Annotated in this window: 12 protein-coding genes; all 12 read left to right on the top strand. The window is 48.2% G+C overall.

What is annotated here, in order from left to right; all coding sequences use genetic code 11:
- Nucleotides 1-40 precede the first annotated feature (40 nt).
- A complete protein-coding gene (gene addB, locus KNO69_RS10200) occupies nt 41-3,478 on the top strand; it encodes a helicase-exonuclease AddAB subunit AddB (RefSeq protein WP_214817667.1) in 3,438 nt (1,145 codons plus the stop codon).
- The gene (addA, locus tag KNO69_RS10195; protein ID WP_483297353.1) at nt 3,462-7,073 is read left to right on the top strand and encodes a helicase-exonuclease AddAB subunit AddA; all 3,612 of its coding nucleotides are present in this window, start codon (nt 3,462-3,464) and stop codon (nt 7,071-7,073) included. The genes addB and addA overlap by 17 nt, the downstream gene beginning before the upstream one ends.
- Nucleotides 7,074-7,242: 169 nt before the next feature.
- The gene (locus KNO69_RS10190; protein ID WP_074037656.1) at nt 7,243-7,725 is read left to right on the top strand and encodes a MarR family winged helix-turn-helix transcriptional regulator; all 483 of its coding nucleotides are present in this window, start codon (nt 7,243-7,245) and stop codon (nt 7,723-7,725) included.
- The gene (locus KNO69_RS10185) at nt 7,718-9,442 is read left to right on the top strand and encodes an ABC transporter ATP-binding protein (protein WP_214817641.1); all 1,725 of its coding nucleotides are present in this window, start codon (nt 7,718-7,720) and stop codon (nt 9,440-9,442) included. The genes KNO69_RS10190 and KNO69_RS10185 overlap by 8 nt, the downstream gene beginning before the upstream one ends.
- Entirely contained in the window at nt 9,439-11,310 is a 1,872-nt protein-coding gene (locus KNO69_RS10180) for an ABC transporter ATP-binding protein (protein WP_285800572.1), read from the top strand. Before KNO69_RS10185 ends, KNO69_RS10180 begins: the two co-directional genes overlap by 4 nt.
- Before the next feature lie 133 nt (nt 11,311-11,443).
- Complete coding sequence (locus tag KNO69_RS10175) at nt 11,444-11,806, top strand: response regulator (RefSeq protein ID WP_015880966.1); 363 nt, start codon at nt 11,444-11,446, stop codon at nt 11,804-11,806.
- Nucleotides 11,803-14,361, top strand: coding sequence for a sensor histidine kinase (locus KNO69_RS10170; RefSeq protein WP_214817639.1), 2,559 nt, complete (start codon nt 11,803-11,805; stop codon nt 14,359-14,361). The genes KNO69_RS10175 and KNO69_RS10170 overlap by 4 nt, the downstream gene beginning before the upstream one ends.
- A 113-nt stretch (nt 14,362-14,474) precedes the next feature.
- Nucleotides 14,475-14,858, top strand: coding sequence for a YisL family protein (locus KNO69_RS10165; protein WP_015880968.1), 384 nt, complete (start codon nt 14,475-14,477; stop codon nt 14,856-14,858).
- A 100-nt stretch (nt 14,859-14,958) separates the two neighbouring features.
- A complete protein-coding gene (locus KNO69_RS10160) occupies nt 14,959-15,990 on the top strand; it encodes a class I SAM-dependent methyltransferase (protein WP_078146440.1) in 1,032 nt (343 codons plus the stop codon).
- A 69-nt stretch (nt 15,991-16,059) separates the two neighbouring features.
- Nucleotides 16,060-17,553, top strand: coding sequence for a phytoene desaturase family protein (locus tag KNO69_RS10155; RefSeq protein ID WP_214817637.1), 1,494 nt, complete (start codon nt 16,060-16,062; stop codon nt 17,551-17,553).
- Entirely contained in the window at nt 17,550-19,028 is a 1,479-nt protein-coding gene (locus KNO69_RS10150) for a phytoene desaturase family protein (protein ID WP_214689338.1), read from the top strand. The genes KNO69_RS10155 and KNO69_RS10150 overlap by 4 nt, the downstream gene beginning before the upstream one ends.
- A complete protein-coding gene (locus tag KNO69_RS10145; protein ID WP_214817634.1) occupies nt 18,997-19,836 on the top strand; it encodes a phytoene/squalene synthase family protein in 840 nt (279 codons plus the stop codon). The genes KNO69_RS10150 and KNO69_RS10145 overlap by 32 nt, the downstream gene beginning before the upstream one ends.
- Nucleotides 19,837-20,016: the final 180 nt, after the last annotated feature.

Below are 20,016 nucleotides of genomic sequence, written 5' to 3'. Positions count from 1 at the left end.
GGTTCATAATGAAGAAAAAAGGGAAGGAGTGTTCGCTAAAATGACAGTGACCTTTCACGTTGGTCGATCGGGGACGGGGAAAAGTGAACAAATGATCCATGAGGTCATTCAAGAACTGAAACAAAACCCGAGCGGGCCGACGATTTATATGATCGTACCGGACCAGATGTCGTTTGAGATGGAAAAGAAAATGGCGACAGTCGATGGTTTGCATGGTTCGACGCGCATTCAAGTCCTTTCGATGCGTCGTCTCGCTTTTTTGATGATGCGAGATGCCGGTGTAGCGACAGATCAATTCTTAGACCAGACGGGGACCCATTTGTTGTTACGAAGGGTCGTCGAGATGAGCGAAGAACGATTGACCTTGTTCCGCCGTACGATGAATCAGTTCGGATTTTATGAAGAATTGAACCAATTAATCTCGATGCTGAAGCGAGGGCTTGTTGAACCGGAGCACTTGTTGCGGTTAAGCGAACAGGCGCAGCACCGTGCTTTGAAGTTACAAGACCTTTCCATCATCTATGAAGGATTTTTAAAGATGACGGAAGGTAAGTCACTTCATGCAGAAGACTATTTCAACGTCATGTTGCAAATTCTTCCGGAAACAGATTTGACGGATGTGCGTGTCTATGTGGACGGATTCAACGAGTTTTCAGAGCAGGAGTTGGCGGTGCTCGTTGCACTCGCAGAGAAGGTTGATGTCGATGTATTGTTGACAATCGATCCTATCTCCTTGTATCGTCTAAATCCATTGTTTGGACCGACGCAGCGGACACTCATGCGTTTCAAAGAACTGTTGACAGAACGGCAGATTCCTTCTCGAGACAAGCTGTATGATACCGTCTATCGTTATACGCATCCGAGTCTCCGTTATCTAGAGGCTACATTCGACCAATTGACGGCGGAACCTTACACTGGTTCAGAGAACCGAATCGATTTACATGCCGCAGTCGACCGAACCGTCGAGGTGGAGGCGGCCGTTCGAGAAGTCATTCGTCTGACACGTGAAGAAGGATATCGTTATCGGGATATCGCACTTGTATCGCGTTCACTCGACGAATATGGTGATTTGGCATCTCAGGCGCTACAAAAGATGGGACTGCCCTATTTCCTTGATGAACGGCAACCGATGCTCGACCATCCGCTCGTCGAACTGTTGAAAGCAACGATTGAAATCGCTCTACGTGGATATCGAGAAGAGTCCGTATTCCGTGCCCTTAAAACAGAACTCGTCGTCCTCGATCCGGTACATCGTCGTACGTCCGTTGACCGGCTTGAAGCGTTCGTTATCGAACGGGGGATCAAACATTATCATTGGCACGACGAATGGCAGTTGCGTCGTCGTTCCGGGGAGGAAGCACGCCTCACGAGCGAAGAACTCGATATTGAGGCTGAGCTGAATCGATCGCGGGAACGTGTCATCGAAACATTTGATCCATTTCTATCAGATTTAAAACAGGCGAAGACGATGCAGGCTTATACGCACGCCATGTATGCCTTTCTAGAGCGTGTCGGTGTATCAGACTGTCTGACGCAATGGCGCGATGAGGCGATTGAAGAGGCGGAACTACTCGAAGCGCGTGAGCATACTCAAGTATGGGACGCGGTTTTGCACTTGCTCGAGCAGCTAGAAGCCGCAGCTCCGGAAGAGACGTTGTCAACGGACTTATTCCTCCAGATGATGGACACCGGACTAGATAGTCTCCGCTATGCCTTGATCCCACCTTCGCTTGATCAATTGACGATAACGGATTATGTGCGTGGTCGATTGATAGATAAGAAAGTCGTCTTCCTGCTCGGAGCGAATGAAGATCAAATTCCTCTTGTCACGACACAGTCGAAACTGTTGACCGATCAAGATTTGGATTTCATGCATGAGAATGGACTTCGTGCCGGTAAGGCGACAGAGCACTTGTTCGATGATGAAACGTATTACCTATACAAAGCTGTGACGGCACCGAGCGAGCGTTTATACATTAGCTACGCACTAGTCGACAGAACGGGGAAAGCCGTTCAGCCGGCGCGGTTTATCGCTGACTTGAAGGCGCGACTTCACCAAAACGTCATCAAGACTCATTTTGCTGAAGCAGGTGAACACCGACCACGTGATCAATTCGCCTTCTTGACGAATGTGAATCAGACGGCGGCGGTGACGGCACTTGAACTTCAGCGGTTGAGTCGTCATTATCCGATTCAAGATATGTGGTTTGCTGTCTATAATGAACTGTTGAAGCATCCGGATGGACGGGAACGTCTCCAGTTGTTGACGAGCGCGCTCTTCTATCAAAACATCCCGGAATCGTTGGATAATCGTGTCGCAAAATCCTTATATACTCCGTCGATTCGGGCGAGTGTCTCACGTCTCGAGACATTCCAAGCCTGTCCGTTCAAACATTTCGCAAGTTTTGGCTTGCGTCTGAAGGAACGACGGTTGTATCGACTCGAGGCCCCGGATATCGGGAATCTGTATCACCGGACCATCGAACATATGTCGCAGACGGTGAAGATGGACGGAAAGGAATGGCGAGATGTCACCCCGGACGAGTGCTCCCATTTAGCGGAGCAGGCGGTCGAGCTCGTGACCCCAGAGATTCAGCATGCCATCTTGATGAGTTCGAATCGTTACGCCTACTTAAAGAAAAAATTGACGGACGTCGTCAGTAAGACGGCAGAAGTGTTGATTGAACAATCAAAACGAGACGGCTTTGACCCGGAAGCGTTTGAACTCGCGTTCGGCAGCGGACAATTTCCACCCGTTTCGTTCACATTATCGAACGGGGCGACATGTGAACTAGTCGGTCGAATCGACCGTGTGGACACTGCGATGGTCCACGACCAGTTATACGTCCGAATCATCGACTATAAGTCGAGTAAACGTGAAGTCGACTTTGCAGAAATTTATTACGGTCTGGCGATGCAGATGCTCATCTATTTGAAGGTATTGATTGAGCAGGCAGAGGTGTGGACAAAAGAGAACGTCGCACCTGCTGCGGCGCTCTATTTCCACGTGCACCGACCACTCGTTCCACCTGCTAGTTCTGAAGAAGAAACGCGTCAAAAAGTATTGGAGTCGTATCAGATGCAAGGGCTATTAGTAGATGATCCGGAAATTTTAGAGATGATGGACCGCTCGGCGAAAGGCTCATCCAAAAAATCAATTGTCATTCCGGTCAAATATAAAAAAGATGGTACGCCTGACGCCAACACTTTGAAGAAAATTGTGACGCCCCCTCAACTTGAGCAGTTGATGGACCATGCGTTCGACGTCGTCAAAGCGAGTGCCGAGGAGATGTACAAAGGAAAAATTGACGTAGAACCTTATGAATATAAAGAACGGCGCCCGTGTCAGACGTGTCCTTATCAAAGTGTCTGTCATTTTGACGAAGCGCTCTCGAATGCGCCTCGTAAATTGAAGAAGCTCGAGAAAGAAGAGGTATTTCAGGAGTTAGGAGGCGATGACCGTGAAATGGACGAATGATCAGTTCGCCGCGATTGAAGCAAGAGGGAGTCACGTGCTCGTCTCGGCTGCGGCAGGGTCCGGAAAGACGGCAGTCCTTGTCGAGCGGTTGTCTAGTCGATTGCTTGATGAAACGGATGAACTCACGGCAGACCGGATGCTCGTCGTCACCTTTACGAATGCGGCAGCGGCAGAGATGAAACGACGAATCGCAAAGGCGCTTGAAGAGGCGTTGCGCGATGACCCGACAAATGAATATGTCCGAAAACAGCGGCAAATGTTGAACCGGGCGCTCATCACGACCATCCATTCATTTTGTCTAGAGGTGATTCGTGAGAACTACTACCTGTTAGATTTGGATCCCGCGTTCAAGATTGCGGAAGAACGAGACCTCGTCCTCTTGCAGGATGACGTCTTAGAAGAAGTGCTTGAGGAAGAGTACGGGAAACAGGATACCGACTTCTTCGCTCTTGTCGATGCGTATACGTCAGACCGTGGTGACAGTGAAATCGAGGATTTGATTCTTGGCTTATATCACTATGCGCGCACTCTCCCAAATCCTGATGCTTATTTAGACAAACTCGTTTCCATGTATGCGTTCGGAGAAGATCCTGATGAGGAAGCAATCCTGATTGAGTTTGGACAGATGCTGTGGCATGACATCGAAAAAGCCGTACGAGATCTTCGGAAACTTGAAGCGGAGCTTCGGGTCGCCGGGTATGAGCCACAGTCTGAAAACATCCGGCAAGCGATTTTTCCGTTCGAACAGCTTGAAGGGGAGACTATTGTCTGGAGTGAACTCGAGACGGCGGCTCGTGCGATGAAGTTTGGCACGATGAAGGCTGTTCCGAAAAAAGAGGAGCACCAGATTTACCACGAGGTCCTTAAACCAGCTTACGACCAAGCGAAGAAAAAATTGACGGCAGCGGTGGAACAGGCTCGAGTCAGCGGGGCGGACTTATTGGAAAGCGTCTCGATGCAACAACCGCTCGTTGAAACCCTCGTTAGAACGGTCCGTGCGTTCGGCCAAGCCTATGAGCAAGCGAAGCGCGACCGTGCTTTTGTCGACTTCAGTGACTTGGAACATTATGCGCTCGCCATTTTACGACAAGATGGGGGACCGTCCGATGTTGCGGCGCTTTATAAAGAACGCTTCGCTGAGGTACTCGTTGATGAATATCAAGATACGAACGAGATTCAAGAAACGATCATCAATCTGGTCGCGAATGAACGAGAAGAAATCGGGAATTTATTTATGGTGGGCGACATCAAACAATCGATTTATCGATTCCGCCATGCAGAACCGGGTCTCTTCATCGATAAGGCGACGCGCTTTAGACAGGCGAACACAGGGAAGCGGATCGACCTCTCTCAAAATTTCCGAAGTCGGGCAGAGGTGCTTCATGGCATCAATGACTTGTTCGTCCAACTCATGGACGAAGAGGTTGGCGAAATCGCATATGATGAGGCGGCCCAACTTGTTCCTGGACGTGAGTATGAACCGATTCCGGCGGACCCTGAGTTTATTTTAGTCGATGGCGCGAGTCGTGAGTTATCGAAGCAAGAAGTAGAAGGACGGGCGATTGCTACTCGCATCTTAGAACTCGTATCGGGAGACGAACCGTTTAAAGTGACGGATGAATCCACTGGTCAACTCCGAAACTGTGAATATCGCGATATCGTGATTCTCGTACGTTCGAAGAAAGAACGTGTGGAGCAATTGATGGACATTTTGACACAGTACAATATTCCGGCCTACACCGACTCGGATGGCGGGTATTTTCAAGCGACCGAGATTCGGATGATCCTGGCACTTTTGAAAGTGATTGATAATCCACTTCAAGACATCCCACTTGCCGGTGCGCTGCGCTCCCCGATGTTCCGTTTTGATGATAGCGAGTTGGCACGGATTCGACTTGAATCAGAAGATTCTTTCTATGAGGCACTCAAGGCGAAAGCGGATGACGATGATGAGCTTGGCGTAAAATGTGGCGACATGCTTGACCGCCTCTCCCGTTGGCGTACTTATGCACGAAATCATAGCCTGTCGGAATTGATTCAACAGTTATTCAATGACACCGGGTTTTATGACTTCTCAGGGGGATTACCTGGAGGAAAAGGGCGGCAGGAAAACTTGAAGGCACTTTATGACCGGGCCCTATCCTATGAGCGTAGTGGCTATCGAGGTCTTTATCGCTTCTTACGTGTGATGGACCGACTACAGGATACTGGTGAAGATTTGTCAGAGGCGCGGTCGCTCGGGGACGAGGAAAACGTCGTTCGTATCATGACCGTGCACAAGTCGAAAGGACTTGAGTTTCCGGTCACGATTGTTGCCCAACTCGGAAAACAATTTAATAAACGCGATCAAATGCAACGTGTCATTTTCCACAAACAGTACGGCATCTCACTCGATGCGATTGACGTCGTGACACGTACGAAATCGGAGACGTTCGTGAAAGAGATGATTCGACGAGATTTAGATGCGACGATGAAAGCAGAAGAGATGCGCGTGCTTTACGTGGCCTTGACACGTGCGAAAGAAAAATTGATTCTCGTGGGAACGGTAGGCGAACCACTCAAACACCTTCAGCAGTGGCTTCAGGTCGGTCAATCTGGAGATCTATTGGCGAGTGAGGCGAGGCGAGAGGCAAAAACGTATCTCGATTGGATTGCACCGGCGCTTTTACGCCTTCCGAGTGCCACTTCGTTTATCGAATCATTCGGCTTCACGGTTCCCTCTACTTTCCAAGAATCGACTTCATGGATTTATCGTGTCATCGGAGAAGCGGACCTTGCGGAGATTGCGACTCTACAAGAGATGATGGCACAGTTGCACCACGTCCAACGATTTGAAGCAATCGATTTTCCGATTCAAAATGAAGAAGAGACGATTCGTGCCGTACAACAAGCTTTGACCTACGAATACCCTGCACAGGATGCGGTACGTACGGCGGCGAAACAGACGGTGACCGAACTGAAGCGGGCGATGCAACTCGAACAGGCCGCTTTCGAAGATCCGGTACGTCCGGTCGATACCCCTTATCGGGAACCGAAATGGCGTCAAGTCAAACAGACCGGTGCGGAACGCGGGACGACGTTACACTTGATTTTCCAACTGGCTGACCCGAACCAACCGATTGTCGACCAAATCAACCAATGGGAAATGCAAGGGATGCTCAGTCCGATCGAGGCAGAGACGGCACGCCTCGCCATCCCGGATATCGAGATGTTTTTCCAAACAGAAGTCGGTCAAGCGCTCGCTGGTGCACTAGAGCGAGGGACGGCATGGCGAGAGCTACCTTTCACCTACACGGTGCCGGCCGAACGCGTCAATCCGGATGGACACTTTACGGATGAGCATGTCTTGATCCAAGGGATTATCGATTGTCTGTATTTCGATGGGGATTCGTATGTGCTTCTCGATTATAAATCGGATGCTGTCACGCATCTATCCGATTCCCGGGAAGAGGCACATGAGCGATTGCGAGATCGATATGCGATTCAACTACAATTATATCGAGAGGCGATTGAGACGATCTGGAATATTCGGGTCGAGCGAACTTTGATTTATTCGCTTGATCTGCAGGAAATCGTGACCATGTCGACTAAATAAATGTGAATAAATGAAGAGCGATGTCAGCTATAGGACATCGCTCTTTTTCTATGTGCAAATTCACATTTGATTTCGTTGACAATCGAGTTGGAGAGGAGTAATTTATTTTATATAAAGAATTGTTCCGTTTAGAACAATTCGATTCGGAACGATAAAGGAGTGAATAAGAATGACCGAGACAAATACAAATCGGGCACGGGAGATGATGCAATCATTTTGGCGTGTGCAGCGTGTCCTGATTCGTCTCATGCATCAGACGGCGCAACAAAACGATCTCACATTACCTCAACTGCACGGTCTGATGATGTTGAATGAACAGGGTGCGATTACGCAAAAGGAACTGGTTCAGCGAACAAGAATGCCAAAGAGCACGTTAAGTCAATCATTAGATGGTCTCGTGGAGAAAGGATTGATTCGTCGGGATATCAACCCGGATAATCGGCGAGAAGTTGTGTTGACCATTGACCAATCAGGTAAACGCTTGATTGAGGAGATTGAGCGACAAGAAGAAGGGACGGAATATCAATTGAATCAAATTTTGTCTCGTCTCGATCAAGATACGTATCATCATATGCTTACAGCCCATCAACATATTGCGGATGGATTGAATGAAGGGCTCACAGATTGTGAAGGAGTGTGTCGACATGATTAAGTTATTGAAACGTCTCGTTACTTATAAATGGGCTGTTCTGATGGTTTTATTGTTTGTGTTCGCGCAGTCGTTAGCAGATTTATTTTTACCGACGTTGATGGCGGACATTATCGATAATGGGGTCGTGACGGGCGATACCGGCTACATTTGGCAAATGGGCGGAATCATGCTTGGTGTGACGGGACTTGGAGCACTTGCTGCTATTGTGGCCAGTTTTTATTCTTCAAAGGCGGCGATGGGATTTGGTCGTGACTTACGAAGACGTGTGTTCAATCATGTGGAACGCTTCTCGCTTGAAGAGTTCGATCGTGTCGGGACGGCTTCGCTCATCACACGGACGACAAACGACATCACGCAAGTGCAACAGGTCATCATCATGATGCTGCGAATGGTTGTGAGTGCGCCGATCATGTTTGTCGGTGGATTGATCATGGCGACCTCGAAGGATGCGACGTTGTCTCTTGTCATTGTTGCCGCAATGCCGGTACTCGTCATTTCAATCTTCCTCATTTTTTGGAAGGCGATGCCGTTGTTTAAAAAGGTACAGAATCGATTGGACCGGCTCAATCTTGTTCTCCGAGAAAATCTGACGGGCATCCGTGTCATCCGAGCTTTCAACCGTGAAAAAGAAGAACAGGTGCGATTGACGAAGGCGAATGAACGGTTGACGGACGTCTCAATCAAAGTGAACCAAATCATGGCGTTCCTCATGCCGGTCATGATGCTCGTGATGAACTTGACGGTTGTCGGCGTCATTTGGTTCGGAGGGATTCGGATTGATAACGGTGCGATGCAAATCGGAGATTTGATGGCGTTCATTCAATACGTCATGCAAATCATGTTCGCGCTCGTCATGGCATCAGTCATGTTCATCATGGTTCCTCGGGCTTCTGTGTCTGCCAACCGGATCAACGAAGTGCTCGAGATGAAACCTTCACTGATTGATGACGGGACAAAGACTGCGGACATTGAGCAAGGGACACTCGTATTTGATCACGTGACCTTCTATTATCCGGGTGCTGAAGAACCAGCGCTATCCGATGTGAGTTTTTCAGCGAATCCAGGTGAGGTCACAGCGGTGATTGGGGGTACGGGGTCAGGTAAATCGACACTCGTCAATCTGATTCCAAGATTTTACGATGTGACGTCGGGGACAATTCGCGTGAATGGTGTTGATGTCCAAGCGGTTCCACAAGAGGCACTTCGTTCGAAGATTGGATTCGTTCCTCAAAAGGCGTTGCTGTTCACAGGTACGATTGCTGAGAACATTCGATATGGGAAGACCGATGCAACAGTGGAAGAAGTCGTTCATGCCGCATCCATCGCGCAGGCAAGTGACTTTATCGAGAAGATGCCAGACCGATATGAGGCTGTGATCGAACAAGGTGGGTCAAACGTGTCGGGTGGTCAAAAACAGCGTCTGTCGATTGCGCGAGCTCTCGTTCGGAAACCGGATTTATATGTGTTCGACGACAGTTTCTCGGCACTTGATTTTAAAACGGATGCCGCCCTTCGCAAAGCGTTAAAAGAAGAAACGAAAGATGCGACGGTACTGATTGTTGCACAACGTGTCAGCACGATCATGGACGCCGACCGAATCATCGTTCTAGAAGAAGGAGCCGTTGCCGGAGTCGGGACACATGAGGAATTATTTGCGACGAATGCGGTCTATCAAGAAATCGTGAAATCGCAATTGTCTGAGGAGGAAATCGCATGAGTGAGAAACAAGCAAATACGCGACAAACTCATGGGGGACACGGCGGTCCAGGAGGTCCGGGCGGTGGAAGTATGATGATGATGGGCGAAAAGCCAAAAGCATTCAAAGTCACGTTCCGTCGTTTGCTTGCCTATTTGAAACCACGGCGAAACACGTTGATTGCTGTGTTTGTCGCGGCGATTTTAAGTACAATCTTTATGATTGCCGGTCCGAAAATCATGGGAATCGCCATCACCGAACTGTTTGAAGGGGCATATGCGAAGTTTACAGGTGTGCCAGGGGCAGAAATTGATTTCACGAGAATCGGACAAATTTTGTCGCTCCTCGCTGGCCTTTACGTCATCAGTAGTCTATTCAACTACGTGCAACAATATTTGATGTCCGGTGTTGCCCAAAAAACGGTCTATGATTTGCGCGAAGACGTGAACAAAAAGTTAGAACGACTTCCGCTCAAATATTATGACGGACGCTCGAATGGGGAGACATTGAGCCGGGTGACGAATGACATCGACTTGATTGGGAGTACGCTACAACAGAGTGTCACGTCATTCATTACTTCCATCGTCACCATCATTGGAATTTTGATTATGATGCTGTCGATCAGTCCTCTGTTGACGGTCATCTCTCTTGTGTCCCTTCCGCTCACGATTTTTGCGATTCGTCCGATTTTGAAACGGTCGCAACAATATTTTTCCGATCAACAGCGTCACCTTGGACGACTGAACGGCCATGTGGAAGAAATGTATACAGGGCACGCGGTCGTCAAAGCGTTTGGTCGGGAAGAGACAGCTGTGCGTGAGTTTGACGATGTGAATGAGGAGCTTTACGATGCAGGACGGAAAGCGCAATTCATTTCCGGAATCATCATGCCGATGACGATGTTCATCGGGAACATCAGCTATGTATTGATTAGTGTCGTCGGCGGTATTTTGGTCACGCAGCGCAGCATCTCCATCGGGGACATTCAAGCGTTTATCACATATACACGTCAGTTCACCCAACCAATCACCCAGACAGCGAATATCGCGAACATCGTCCAGTCGACGGTTGCCGCGGCGGAACGTGTATTTGAACTGCTGGATGAAGAAGAAGAAGTGAAAGATGTGACGACCTATCAATTAGAACGTGCCGAAGGAAATGTCACGTTCCGTCATGTCGATTTCGGATACGGCGACGACCTACTCATTCAAGATATGAATCTCGATGTGTTGACGGGCCAAACGGTGGCCATCGTCGGTCCGACAGGCGCTGGCAAAACGACATTGATTAATCTACTCATGCGTTTTTATGAGTTGAACGGTGGAGAGATATTCATCGATGGGAAAGACTCGCGTAAAATGTCGAGACAAGATTTGCGACATACGTTTGGAATGGTCTTACAGGACACGTGGCTATTCAACGGGACGATTCGTGATAACATCGCCTATGGGAAAACGGGAGCGACTGAGACGGAAGTCGTCAACGCGGCGAAAACGGCGCATGCGGATGCATTCATTCGAACATTGCCAGACGGATACGACACCGTGTTGAATGAAGAGGCCAATAACATTTCACAAGGTCAAAAACAGTTGCTGACGATTGCGCGAGCAGTATTGGCGAACCCACCGATTATGATTTTAGACGAAGCAACGTCGAGTGTGGATACGCGTACTGAGATTTTGATTCAACAGGCGATGAAACGGCTTATGAATGGGCGGACGAGTTTCGTCATCGCTCACCGTTTATCGACCATCAAAGATGCGGATTTGATTTTGGTTATGGACCAAGGTCGGGTCATTGAGCAAGGAACACATGAATCGCTTCTTGAAGCTGGTGGTTTTTATGAAGAACTTTACAATAGTCAGTTCGCTGAAAAAGAAGTCGTATAACTGGAATACAGGTTTTGGGGCAATGTAATTAGGCAAAAGACGTACGAGATGAGTTTCGTACGTCTTTTTATTTTGTGTAACAATTACAAATCCGTTAAAATAAAAAAATGGGATAAAAAATGGAGGAACAATTATGGTTAAAATCTTACTTGCGGAAGACGAAGAAGTGCTACGCATGCTTGTTATGGATACATTAGAAGATGAAGGATATGACATCGACGAGGCACAAGATGGAATTGAGGCCTATCGATTGATTGAAGAAAATGAATATGATTTGGTCATTGTGGATCATATGATGCCCGGCATGACAGGGCTTGAAGTGATTGAAAAAGTACGGAAGTTACCAGGGCGACAAGAGACGAAAGTGATGATGTTGACGGCGAAAAGCCAACAATCTGACCGTGATTGCGCGAACGAGATTGGTGTCGACTACTTCATTTCTAAACCGTTCAGCCCACTTGAACTCGTCAAAATCATAGGAGGCATCGTGAAGTGAAAAGGTGGTTTAAACAAAAACTCGGACGCGACATCATGGTCGTCCTTTATTCCTTCCTCGTCATTGCGTTGGTCGGATCGGCATTGACTTATGTCTATATCGAGAACCGTTTGGAGGCGAACGAGACGAGATTGCGTCAGGTCGATGAACGCGTTAACCGTTTGACTACGCTTTGGGATGAGTGGCAGGCTGACCAATATGATACACGAGGATATCTCTTGTTCGGCGACACAGCATCGCTCGAACGTTCACGTGCGAATGAGGCGAAGTTCCAACAGGAAATCAATTGGTTCAAAACACAAGTTCAGACGCGCCAAGGAGAATTGTTCGCAGAAGATCTTCAGCAGTTCCACGACTTTTACTATGATGTGATCATTCCGGTGACGTATGAATATGCCCAAGCGCAACAAGAGGGGGAAGTCACAGAGACGTTTATCGATGCTCAAACGATTGCCGAGTTGCCGACGGCTCAGCGCTTGATTGATCAAGGACTCGTCCAATTTAATCCGCAACGTGGAATCGACATCCTCGGACCGATTGATGAGGTAGAGTCTGCGCTCGGAGAATATCGTGAGTTGATGGCATCTGAAAAAGAGGCCGTCTACGTTGAATGGCGACAGAACAACAATATGCTTCAATTCTTGTGGATCATGAGCATCGCCTCGTTCGCCGTATTGATCTTATTGTTTGTCCAGCCGTTCCTACGCCGTCAAACACGTTTGATTTCACGACTTTCCATCGCATCGAACCGCTTGTTAAAAGGAGAAATCGTTGATTTGAGCGATCAGATGAAACGAGAAGATGAGATTGGGACGATGTCTCGATCGTTCCATAAGATGGCTGAGACACTTCGTGACAATGAACGACATTTGATTGAAAAAAACCATGAGTTGCAAGCGCAACAAGAAGAATTGATTGCCCAACAAGAAGAATTGCAGGCACAGCAACAAGAACTAGAAGAAATTTTAGAACAGACGCAACAGAACGAGCAACACCTCGCGTATCGGAATGAATTGACGGAGACGTTAGCGTCACGCGATTCGCTTACGGCCTATCCGGAAATCATTGAGAAACTGGTCACGATTACAGATTCAGAGGTCGGTGCACTCGTTTTCGTGGATGAAGCGGGTACGTATCGCGTGACGAGCCACGGCTTGAACGATACGTTGTCTCGTCAGTTGCTCGATAGCGAAAATTCCGTATTGACGCGCGCGATGACATTGAAGACGACGGTACACTCGTCGAAACAAGTCGCGAGCGACCATCCGCTCCCGTATCCGTACTATATGTTTGAGACGGCGGTACCGGTCCATGACCCGACAGATGATTCAATCATTGCCTTCATCTATCTGGTCCGATACAAAGATCGTTTCACCCAAACCCAGATGGGCGACATCATGTCATTCGCTCGTCAGCTCTCGCTTTCTCTCTTACGGATGCGTCTATTTGAAGAGATGAAACGGGAGAAAGGAAAGACGGAGCGAATTCTCGATTCGATTCGAGAAGCGGTCGTCTACATCGACCACTCGACGAATGACGTGTTCGTCAACCGTCCACTCTATGAGATGTTCCCTGAGTTAAGTGACGTCAGTTCACAAGACCTTGAAGAAGAAACGTGGGAAGAATGGCGGAATCGTCTTGTTGAAACGGTCGATCAAGCGGAGGACTTTACGAAGTATACGAATCGCCTGTTCACCGAAGATTTCCCACATGACAGTGTAAGCTTCTCGATTCGTAAGGGCGAAATGAACTTGCAGATGTATGCAGAGCGCATCATTGTCGGCGGACTTTCAAAAGGTACGCTTCTCGTCTTCCGAGATATCACGAGTGAGACAGAGGCGGAGCGATTGAAGAGTGAGTTTATCTCAACCATCTCGCATGAACTGCGTACGCCGCTCTCGTCCATCTATGGATTCACGGAATTGATGGTCAAAAAACAGTTGCCGAATGAAAAACAAGCTAAATACTTGGAGACCATTCACTCCGAGACGGAGCGTCTGACACATCTCGTCAACGACTTCCTCGATGTGCAACGAATGGAATCCGGTAGTCAAATGTATGACCGGGAACAGCTTGATATCGAGCCGGTCGTCCGAGACATGTTGACGTTTTATGAGGCGTCGTCGTTGAAACATGAATTCGAATTGATTGCAGATGATGCACGTCCATATGAATTATTCGTCGATTGCCAGAAGTTCAAACAGTTGATGAGTAATCTATTGTCGAACGCCGTGAAGTATTCTCCAAGAGGTGGAAAAATCACGGTCGAACTTGCGCATCACGAGCAAATCGTGTCCATTAAAGTGAAGGACGAAGGAATCGGGATTCCAAGTGACGCGCTCGATCGCTTATTTGATAAGTTTTATCGTGTCGACAACTCCGACAGTCGTGAAATCGGCGGTACGGGGCTCGGATTACCGATTTGTCAGGAAATCGTCCGTGGTCACAACGGCCAAATCCATGTAGAATCGATTCAGCATGAGGGCTCGACGTTCATCGTTGAAATCCCAAGCTATGAGTACGCTGTCCAAGAGGCAGAGACGACTCCTGTATAATGTATGGGCCATCCCTTGAGGATGGCTCATTTTTTAGAATCGTTCGCTTGACCAATCGGGAGAGAATTCGTGTACAATGAAGACTGTACAACATCATAAAGGGGGGCATTTGAATGCCACTGATTGCATTCTTGCACACGCACGTTACGAGCTGGATTTTGTTACTTATTTTGTTTGCCGTGGCCTATATCGGTTATAAGAACGGCAACAAGAGTGGAAAGATCGCACATATGGCGTTTCGACTCATGTTACTCATCGCATTCGGAACAGGACTTTATCTCTACCTTCAGTTGAATGGTGGCGGGACATTCTATCACGTGAAAATCACGGTCGGTTTATTAACTTTGATCTTCGGTGAGATGACGCTCGTCAAAGTCAAAAAGAAAAAACCGTCAAACGGACTATTTGGCGGGTTTATCGTCTTGGCGCTCATTACGATTTTCATCGGCTATGCATTGCCTTATGGACAATCTTTCTTCAACAGCTTTATTCAATAAGACGTTCCCACTTCGCACACCGAAGTGGGATTTTTTTGTTTGTACACAAATTATTAGGGGAAAATAAAAAAATCAGTAATTACGACGATGAGGTGAAACGATGGATCAACAGATGATGGAATGGACACGAGTTTTACACGCGCGGAAATGGATGAAACAAACTGAATCATTTTTACCCTTATGGCACGGCTATATCGGCTACAAGTTCGGACTATTCGATGCGCTTCAAGGTGGCGCGAGCATGGCGGAGATGAATTTACGTCTAAAACGCCCATTGACACAACTTGCGCTAGAGCGTTGGTTAGAAGTCGGGGTCGCCGTCCGTCATTTGAAAAAGAGAGGCTGGCGCTACTATCCGACGCGTGGATTGAAATATCAATTATCCGGTAACGATGAACGGAGCATCGGGTTCATGCTTCAAGAAATGATGGAGCTTCATATCCCCGCGTTAATCGCTTATCCGGAATTTCTAGAGTCTGGGAAGCAAAAGACGTTTGATGGAGCTGAACACGGTCAAGTCGTCGCGAAGACATCGACACTCGTCGAAACGGTCGCATTTCCAATCGTGCAACAACTTTTACGACAGGCAAATGTCGAATCGATGCTCGATATTGGATGTGGGCACGGCGGCTACTTACGTAAACTCCAAGCGCTCGAACCGAGTTGGGAACTGACAGGCATCGATTTAGAGGAAGAGGTAATCGAAGAGGCACGCTCGCGAGACGAGAGTGGTGACATTCATTTCGAAGTAGCTGACTTCATGAACTGGGAAACAGAAGAGCAATTCGATGCGGTGATGATGAACAATATGCTGTATTACTTCTCACCAGAAGAACGTATCAAGTTGCTTGAGAGACTACGGGAGCGTTTAGAAGAAAAGGGTATCGCCATTCTCGTGACCCCGCTCGCCGAAACAGCGCTCGGTGGACGATTCGCTTCCGCGTTCAATGCGTTTATGACACTCCACGATAATCTGTACCCGCTTCCGACCATTCCACGATTGCGCCGGCAGATGCAAGAAGTAGGTTTTGATCAAATCCGCTTCATCCCATTCATTCCGGAAGGTTCTTGGTATATCGTCATCGCTGAGCGAGGGAAGACGAACCTGCTCAATCAACCGATTCAAAATTGAACTTGTCTCCCGTCATTCCTATAATGATAGAGAAGCATAAGAGACTATTCACATAGGGAGTTGTTGAGTGTGTCGAAACAAAGAGTTGCCGTTATTGGGGCAGGACCAGGTGGATTGGCTACAGCGATGCTACTGGCGCATCGCGGTGTAGACGTCACCGTATTTGAGAAACAACCGTTTGTAGGCGGAAGAACGTCGCGCTTAGAAGTAGGTGAATTTGCGTTCGACCGAGGGCCTACGTTTTTGAATATGCCTTATATTTTAGAAGAAATTTTTGAAGAGACAGGGCGTAATCTGCATGATTATGTCGAGATGAAGCAGTTGGAGCCGATGTATGATTTGTACTTCGACCGTGGGACGCGTCAACTCTCGATGACAACAGATCGTGATCAGATGTATCGCGCCATCGAAGAACAATTTCCAGGGAATGGCGAAGGTTACGAACGGTTCATGAGTGAACAGGCGATCAAACTGTCTAAATTGATGCCTGTGCTTCAGACCGCACATGACAAGCTTACCGACTATGTCTCGTTGCGCGTGCTCAAGGCGCTACCGTTCCTCTCGATCGGTAAATCGCTTTATGACGTCTTGTCCGAGTACTTCACGAGCGAAGAGCTGAAGTATGCGTTCACGTTTCAGGCTAAATATTTGGGGATGTCCGCTTGGGAATGTCCGGGTGGATTCTCCATCTTGTCTTACATGGAACACGCCTACGGAGTGCATCACCCGATTGGCGGAGTGAACCAGCTGTGTCATGCGATGGCGAAAGTGATTGAAGAAGAGGGAGGCGTCATTCGTTTAGGCGAACCGGTAGAGCGTCTTCTCATGGATGATCAAAACGTGACCGGTCTCGTGTCCGGGAGTGTCCATTATGCGTTTGATGAAGTCGTGATTGGTGCTGACTTCGCACATGCGATGACGTCGCTCGTTCCAGACGGTAAACTAACGAAGTGGAGTCCGACTCAACTCAAGAAGAAGCGTTACTCGTGCTCGACATTCATGCTTTATCTCGGGCTCGACCATGTCTACGAAGATGTGGCGCATCACTCGATTCACTTCGCGGACGATTATGAATTGAATGTCAAAGAGATGACACAAGAATTGAAATTGAGCGAGGACTTCTCGTTTTATGTACAGAATGCTTCACGCATCGACCCGACACTTGCGCCTCCTGGCAAGTCATCGCTTTACGTTCTCGTACCGGTGCCGAACAATTTATCTGGCCTCCCGTGGGAGACGTTACAAGCGACCATGACAGAGCGCGTTCTCGACGCGCTTGAGACACGTTCCCCTTACCGAAACATCCGTCAACACATCGAGGTGATGGAGGCGTTGACACCTGAGGACTGGGAAGCGTTTGGTGTATATGAAGGTGCAACGTTCAATCTAGGGCACAACTTATCCCAGATGATGTATTTCCGCCCGCATAACCAATTCGAAGAGCTCGACAACGTCTGGCTCGTCGGGGGTGGGACCCACCCAGGAAGTGGGCTGCCGACCATCTTTGAATCAGCGCGGATCACGACGAACCTTTTGCGTGACCGTGCAGGTGTCGGCCGATGAATATTAGCTTTGTCGGAGCAGGGGTCGGTACACTGTATGCCGCCCTCTTATTGACGAAACGCAATCCGTCACTTCAAATCACTATTTATGAGAAAGAGGACCGGGTCGGTGGACGCTTGAACTACGTTGAATTCGATAATGGGGCGAAAGTCGATGAAGGTCCAACCATCGTCTTATTGCCGAGTAAACTGAAACAACAACTGATTGAGGCGGGTCTTCCTGAACATGAAGTAGAGTTGATTGAAGTCGATCCACTTTACCGCTTGCGGTATCAAGACGGGACATCATTCTATAAATATCGGGAAATCGAGAGACAGGCGGAAGAAATCGAACGAACTTTCGGCGAAGGAGATGCCTTCCGTCAGTACATGTCCCAAAAGAAAGAAGAGTATCGAATTGGCTTCGATACGTTTTTAGATCGTAGTTATGCCTCGAAAGCGGAGTTGTTCGAGCCTAAACTACTTCTCCTTCTCATGCGGTTAAAAGCATATGAGACGGCTCACGCGAATATGAAACGCTTCTTTGAAGACGAACGTTTACGTGTCGCCTATAGTTTACAAACGCTCTATATCGGCGGAAATCCTTATGCCACTCCTTCGTTATATGGACTCATTCCTTATCGTGAACAAGAAGAAGGAGTCTGGTATGTAAAAGGAGGATATTTTTCGCTAGCGACGAAAATGGAACAAGAGTTGAAGCGTCGAGGTGTTCATTTCGAGATGAATGCTACCGTCAATCGTGTCCATGTCACGGACGGGGTGGCCAATGGAGTCACGGTAAATGACGAATATGTACCGTATGATGCAGTCGTCGTGAACGGTGATTTTCCACTCATGGAGCGCCTGATTGATGGTGTGACGCCAAAGACGTATGAACCGTCAAGCGGTACGTTACTTCTTTATTTCGCCGTCAACGGCGAACTCGACTTACCGATTCACCAATTCGATTTACCGAATGATTTTGAAGGATCGATGCGTACGATCTTTGAGGATGGTAAACTAAGTGAGTATCCAGCGATGTACACCTTTAATCCATCGCGAATGGATGTAACCCTCGCGCCAGAAGGAACGAGTGTATTATATGTTCTTGTCCCGGTTCCTCGAAAATTGGAACGAGAAGACTTTGAGGCACAAGGGACAATCGAACACCTATTAGGAAGAATCGAGGCATTCATGCCTGATTTCCGTGAACGCGTCATCGAGATGAAAGTCCGGACACCGATGGATGCTGAGCGATTCGGATTGTTCGAAGGAGGAAGTTTTGGGATTGCACCAAAGTTATCTCAGTCAGCCGCCTTCAAACCACAAGCGAGACCATTCCCGAAAATCGAACGCCTCTATGCGGTGGGCGCATCCGTCCATCCATGCGGTGGCGTCCCCATCGTTATGATTGGGTCGCAATTACTTGTGAAAAAAATGGAAGAAGAAATGGGGGCAATGCATCGTGACGACACAAGAAGCGTATCGTCAATGTGAGGAAATCATGAAGAAGGGCTCGTTAACCTTTTACCGGGCCTTCTCTTTGCTCTCAAAACCAGACCGTCAAGCGGTCATGGCAGTATATACTTTCTGTCGCACCCTCGATGATGCGGTCGATGAATCAGACCGTCCAGAAGAGAGTTTGGCAGCATTTTTGCATGACTTCGACCGCTTTTTAGCTGGTTACGACCAAGATGAAGCACTATGGGTTGCCCTTCGTGATGTGTGGAAACGTTATGACATGGACGTCGAACCATTTTTTGAATTGGCGGAAGGGATGAAATGGGACTTACATAAGTCGCGGTATGAAACGCTCGAAGAGACCGAGCAGTATAGCTATTATGCAGCGAGCACGGTCGGTCTGATGCTGCTCCCGATCCTTGTCCCAAATCAGGACGCTGCGACGACACGTCAGCTAAGGCAAGGCGCCATCGACCTTGGCATTGCGATGCAACTGACCAATATTTTACGTGATGTCGGTGAAGATTTGAATCGAGACCGCATCTATTTACCCCGTACGATGATGCGTCAGTACGGTGTGAGTGAAGCGATGTTACACCAACGAGAAGTGACCCCTGTCTTTATCGATCTATGGGAGGCGTTGGCGAATCGTGCAGAGTTCTTGTATGAACAGGCACGCGAAACCCATCATCTGTATCCACTCGCGAGTCGAAAGCCGGTACAAGCAGCGGCTCTTCTCTATGAAGGGATTCTTGATGCGGCACGTGCGAATCGACATGACGTCTTCACAAAGCGGGCATACGTATCGACCTTACAAAAAGGAAAGTTGTTGGCAAAACTATAAGCGATTCGATTCCCTGTAGACGCTCGATGGCGTCTACAGTTTTTTGTACGCAAAAAAAACCACTTTTGGCGGGGGACCAAAAGTGGCGTAAGCGTTATGTGATTCATTCATCGGGGAAACGAATGAATCGGTTTGTGATGAAGCCCTAAAGATGTGCCGGGATTCATGGGGAATGAATCA

It is taken from the genome of Exiguobacterium sp. s131 (assembly GCF_018617345.1).
Lineage (GTDB): Bacteria > Bacillota > Bacilli > Exiguobacteriales > Exiguobacteriaceae > Exiguobacterium > Exiguobacterium profundum.
This window is presented reverse-complemented; position numbering and strand designations above follow the sequence as displayed.